This is a genomic window from Agromyces humi, from assembly GCF_009720255.1.
Classification (GTDB): Bacteria; Actinomycetota; Actinomycetes; order Actinomycetales; family Microbacteriaceae; genus Agromyces; species Agromyces humi.
The window spans coordinates 1-4,914 of the sequence record NZ_WJSP02000284.1; the positions used below are offsets into that span (position 1 = coordinate 1).

Annotated in this window: 6 protein-coding genes; 4 read left to right on the forward strand and 2 right to left on the reverse strand. The window is 70.0% G+C overall.

Annotation, left to right across the window (positions count from 1 at the left end; translation table 11 throughout):
* Positions 1–4: 4 nt before the first annotated feature.
* Positions 5–1,216, reverse strand: a complete 1,212-nt coding sequence (locus GH736_RS17160; RefSeq protein ID WP_235934378.1) for a RecQ family ATP-dependent DNA helicase — start codon at positions 1,214–1,216, stop codon at positions 5–7.
* 175 nt (positions 1,217–1,391) lie between these two features.
* Here GH736_RS17160 and GH736_RS17165 point away from each other — a divergent pair, with 175 nt between their 5' ends.
* Positions 1,392–2,000: an HdeD family acid-resistance protein gene (locus tag GH736_RS17165; protein WP_159605501.1), complete on the forward strand. Its 609-nt coding sequence runs from the start codon at positions 1,392–1,394 to the stop codon at positions 1,998–2,000.
* 95 nt (positions 2,001–2,095) lie between these two features.
* Here GH736_RS17165 and GH736_RS17170 read toward each other — a convergent pair whose 3' ends face one another.
* Positions 2,096–2,863: an SDR family oxidoreductase gene (locus GH736_RS17170; RefSeq protein ID WP_159605503.1), complete on the reverse strand. Its 768-nt coding sequence runs from the start codon at positions 2,861–2,863 to the stop codon at positions 2,096–2,098.
* A gap of 129 nt (positions 2,864–2,992) precedes the next feature.
* Here GH736_RS17170 and GH736_RS17175 point away from each other — a divergent pair, with 129 nt between their 5' ends.
* The 3 genes from GH736_RS17175 to GH736_RS17185 all read left to right on the forward strand — a co-directional run.
* Complete coding sequence (locus tag GH736_RS17175; RefSeq protein WP_159605505.1) at positions 2,993–3,466, forward strand: NfeD family protein; 474 nt, start codon at positions 2,993–2,995, stop codon at positions 3,464–3,466.
* Entirely contained in the window at positions 3,463–4,434 is a 972-nt protein-coding gene (locus GH736_RS17180; protein ID WP_159605507.1) for an SPFH domain-containing protein, read from the forward strand. The genes GH736_RS17175 and GH736_RS17180 overlap by 4 nt, the downstream gene beginning before the upstream one ends.
* Before the next feature lie 4 nt (positions 4,435–4,438).
* On the forward strand, positions 4,439–4,914 hold a 476-nt coding region (locus tag GH736_RS17185; RefSeq protein ID WP_268891248.1), incomplete at its 3' end, for a glycerophosphodiester phosphodiesterase.

A 4,914-nucleotide genomic window follows, 5' to 3' on the forward strand; every position in this document is an offset into this window, starting at 1 on the left:
GGCATCACTGCCCGGCGTCACCATCCCGCCGGTGGGGAACCAGTGCAGGAGCCCGCACGAGGAGCGGCACCCCTGCCGCATCGAGTGCCGCGGCGACGGATGCCACGCGCTCCGCCCTGGGCCGGCCCGCCGCGAAGTACGCCCGCAGGCCGAGATCCTCCGGTCGGTAGTGCAGCACCGCGGATGCCGGACCGCCGTCGCGCCCCGAGCGCCCGACCTCCTGGTAGTAGGCGTCGAGCGACTCGGTGATGGCCGCGTGCACGACGAACCGCACGTTCGGCTTGTCGACGCCCATCCCGAACGCACTCGTGGCCACCACGACATCGAAGCCCGCCGGACCGTCGGCGAGGAACGCCTCGTGCACCGCCTGCCGCTCCCGCGCGCCCATTCCGCCGTGGTAGGCGGCCGCACGCACTCCCTCGGCGCGCAGGCGCTCGGCGAACCGCTCGGTGTCCTTGCGCGTGGCGACGTAGAGCAGCCCGGGCTTCTCGGCGGTCAGCACGGACCGCACGGCGGCCTCCTCCTTCTCGCCCGCGTGCTCGTGTCGCTCCACCGCGAGGTGGATGCCGGGGCGATCGAAGCCACCCACGAGGATCAGCGGCTCGCGCATGCCGAGCCGTTCGACGATCTCGTCGCGGACGGGCGCTGAGCCGGTCGCGGTCAGCGCCAGCACGCGAGGATGACCGAGCGCCTCGATCACCCCGCCGAGGCCGAGGTAGTCGGGCCTGAAGTCGTGTCCCCAGGAGGAGACGCAGTGCGCCTCGTCGACCACCACGAGCGACACGCCCGTGTCGGCGAGCCCGGCGACGACCTCGGGCTTCGCCAGCTGCTCGGGGGCGAGGAAGAGGAACTCCGCCTCACCGGTGCGCAACGCCTCCCACGCGTCGGCGATGGCGCCCGCTGCTCGGTTGGAGTTGACCGCGACCGCCTCGCCGGCGCCCTCCGCCTCGGTGATCTGGCGGACCTGGTCGACCTGCAGGGCGATGAGCGGCGAGACGATGAGGGTGGGTCCGTCGAGCAGGTGCGCCGCCACCTGGTAGATCGCCGACTTGCCGTACCCGGTCGGCATCACGGCCACCACGTCGCGGCCGCCGACGACCGCCTCGATGGCCTCGGCCTGACCCGGCTTCAGCCCGCTCCAGCCGTAGACCGTGGATGCGATCGCGTCCATCCGATGGCGGAGTCCTGCCACGTCGCCCTCAATCCCGTTCGTCATCGGACCCATCGCATCACATCCGACGGGCGCTCGCGGCATCCGTCCACAGCCCTTGACACGAGGTCGCAGTTCGACGCGGGACGACGCGCGCGTTCACATCCGACGCACAGCGGGCGTCGAGGAATAGCCTGACCTCAGCAACGCACCTCGACGTCGCCCTCAGAAAGGACAGTTCATGTCTTCGCCACAGTCCAATACGGTCTTCGCCGCGTTCTCGCTGGATTCAGCCGAGCTGTCGAAGTCCGCGATCAACACGGTGCGCACGGCGCTCGGCGTCAGCGGTGCCGTCGCGCTCATCGTCGGAATCCTGATCACCTTCTGGCCGAAGAACTCGCTGCTCGTGATCACGGTCATCCTCGGCATCTACTTCATCATCGCCGGCATCGCCTACGCAGGACTCGGCATCTTCTCCAAGGGGATCTCGGGGGGCGCGAGAGCGCTCGACATCATCCTCGGCGTGCTGTTCGTCATCGGCGGCGTCATCGCGCTCGCCAACGTGCAGGCCACGGCCGAGGTGCTCGCGGTGTTCTTCGGCATCCTCATCGGAATCCTGTGGATCGTGGAGGGCATCGTCACCCTCGTGCAGTCGGGCGATGCCCCGTCTCGCGGGTGGGCGATCTTCTTCGGCATCCTCAGCGTCGTCGCCGGCATCGTGCTGCTGTTCTCGCCGCTGTGGGGCGCGATCGTGCTCTTCATCATCGCGGGCATCAGCTTGATCGTGCTCGGCATCGTGCAGATCGTGCGCGCGTTCACGTTCGGCCGGGGCGCGACGGCTGCCGCGTAGCACCCACCGCACCGACGACGAAGGCCGGTCCGAAGCGTTCAGCGCTTCGCGACCGGCCTTCGTCGTCGCCGGGGTATCCGGCGGCGATCTGTCGCTCAGCCCTCGCGGACGAAACCCGAGGTGTCGCCGACGTAGCGGGTGTGCTCGGCGGGAACGGGGTCGACCGCGGCCGCGGCGACCTCGGCGGCGAACTCGGACACGTTGTAGAGACGGCCCGCGTCCTCCTTGCGGGCCGCGATGGCACCGGGGTTCGCGCGCTCGAGCAGCGTCGCCGTGATGGTTCCCTCGATCATGTCGCCCGACACGACGACGAACTCGACGCCGGATGCCTCGAACTCGGGCAGCTTGGCACGCAGGGCGTCCTCGCCGGCGCGCTTCGAGAGGGCCACGGGCTCGTACTCGGGCATGGTGGGAGTCGTGCGGATGAAGTGCGCCTGGTGGCTCGTGACGAACACGATGCGGGCCCCGTCGGCGAGGTGCGCCTCCGCGCCCTCGACGACGTTGACCTGGGCGTCGCGGTTCAGGCGCATGGCGTAGTCCTCGCCCATGCCCGTCTCCATGCCTCCGGAGGCATTCAGGACGAGGATGTCGATCGGTCCGAGCTCGGCGACGGTGCGCTCGAACATCGCCGCGACGGAGGCGGGGTCGGTGAGGTCGGAACCGATCGCGATCGCGCGACCACCGGCCTCCGTGATCTCGGCGACGAGCTTGTCGGCCCGCGGCGCCTTGCTGCGGTAGTTCACGACCACGGCCGCGCCCGCGCCCGCGAGGTAGCGGGCGGTGTCGGCCCCGATGCCGCGCGACGACCCCGTGACGAGGGCGACGCGACCGTCGAGCGATCCGGGGGCGAGTGGGTTGGTCACGGCGGGACTCCTCGTGGCTCTTGGAACGGACTCTCGGGTCCTGGCGATGCGCCGAACCGAGACTATCAACTCCCCCGCGGCGGCATCCGCCCTGATAGCTTCGAAGGAGACGCGTGCGAAGGAGACCCGATGGATGTGCTGACCCAGTACGCGTGGATCGTCTGGCTGGTGCTCATCCTCGTCTTCGCCACGATCGAGGTGTTCACCCTCGAGATGACCTTCCTGATGCTCGCCCTCGGCAGTGTGGCGGGCCTGCTCTCCGGCCTCTTCGGCATCCCGTGGTGGGCGCAGTTCATCATCGCCGCCGTCGTGGCCGTGGCACTCATCCTGACCCTGCGACCTCCGCTCCTGCGCATGCTGCGACGTGGCGGCGACCCCGCCCGAAGCAACATCGACGCACTCATCGGCGCCGAGGGCAGCGTCGTGCGCACCCTCGGCCCGGCCGGCGGACAGGTGCGGCTGCAGAACGGGGAGACCTGGACCGCGCGGCTCTCCCCCATCACCGAGCAGGCCGACGTGGCGGTCGGCGAGCGAGTGCTCGTCACCGGCATCGATGGCGCGACGGCCGTCGTCGTGCCCGTGGAGAGGAGCACCCCGCAGTGAACGGCATCGAGGTGAGCACGATCATCGGCGTGGTGATCGTCGCCGCCATCACCATCTTCGTCATCGTGGTGCTCGCACGGTCGATCCGCATCATCCCCCAGGCATATGCGGGCGTGGTCGAACGGCTCGGCCGCTACCACAAGACGCTCATGCCGGGCCTGAACATCCTCATCCCGTTCATCGACCGCCTTCGGCCCCTCGTCGACATGCGTGAGACGGTCGTCTCCTTCCCTCCGCAGCCGGTGATCACCGAGGACAACCTCGTCGTGTCGATCGACACGGTCGTGTACTTCCAGGTCACGGATGCCAGGGCGGCGACCTACGAGATCGCGAACTACCTCGGGGCGGTCGAGCAGCTGACCACGACCACCCTGCGCAACGTCGTCGGCGGGCTCAACCTCGAGGAGGCGCTGACCAGCCGCGACAACATCAACGGGCAGCTGCGGGTGGTCCTCGACGAGGCGACCGGCAAGTGGGGCATCCGCGTCTCCCGCGTCGAGTTGAAGGCGATCGACCCGCCCCACTCCATCCAGGACTCGATGGAGAAGCAGATGCGCGCCGAGCGCGACCGTCGTGCGCTCATCCTCACCGCCGAGGGCACGAAGCAGTCCCAGATCCTCACCGCGGAGGGTGCGCGCCAGGCCGCGATCCTGCAGGCCGAGGGCGACGCGAAGGCCGCCGTGCTCCGCGCGCAGGGCGAGGCCGAGGCGATCCTCACCGTGTTCGACGCCATCCACAAGGGCGACCCCGACCCGAAGCTGCTCGGCTACCAGTACCTGCAGATGCTGCCCCAACTGGCGGAGGGCCCGGCCAACAAGCTGTGGATCATCCCCAGCGAGTTCACCGAGGCGCTGAAGGGCATCGGCAAGGCCTTCACTCCCCCGGCGGGCGCTGCGACGGATGCCTCGGGCTCGACTCCCGTCGATGGAGGAGCGTCGACCGGCGAACCGCCGCCCGCCCGCCCCTGACCTCGTGTCCTCGACGTATTTCAGCCCGTCCGGGCCGCGGGTGCTCGCCCATCGCGGTCTCGCCCACGACGCGCCCGAGAACTCGCTCCTCGCGTTCGGCAGGGCGGCTGAGGCGGGCGCCGAGTACATCGAGACCGACGTGCACGTGTCGTTCGACGGCGTCGCCGTGATCGCGCACGACCCCACGCTGAAGCGCGTGGCCGGCCGGGACGTGCCCGTCGCCAAGCTGACGATGGCCGAGTTGCGCCGCGTCGACCTCGGGCAGGGGCAGGGATTCTGCTCGCTCGAGGAGGCGCTCGACGGATTCGGCGAACTGCGGTTCAACATCGACGTGAAGGCCGAGGGGGCTGTGCGCGCCACCGTCGCCGCGGTGCGCCGAACCGCGGCTGCACGTCGCGTGCTCCTCACGAGTTTCTCCGACGCGCGCCGGCGGCGGCTCGGCGAGCTCGTCCCCGAGGCCGTCACGTCGGCCGGGCGTGA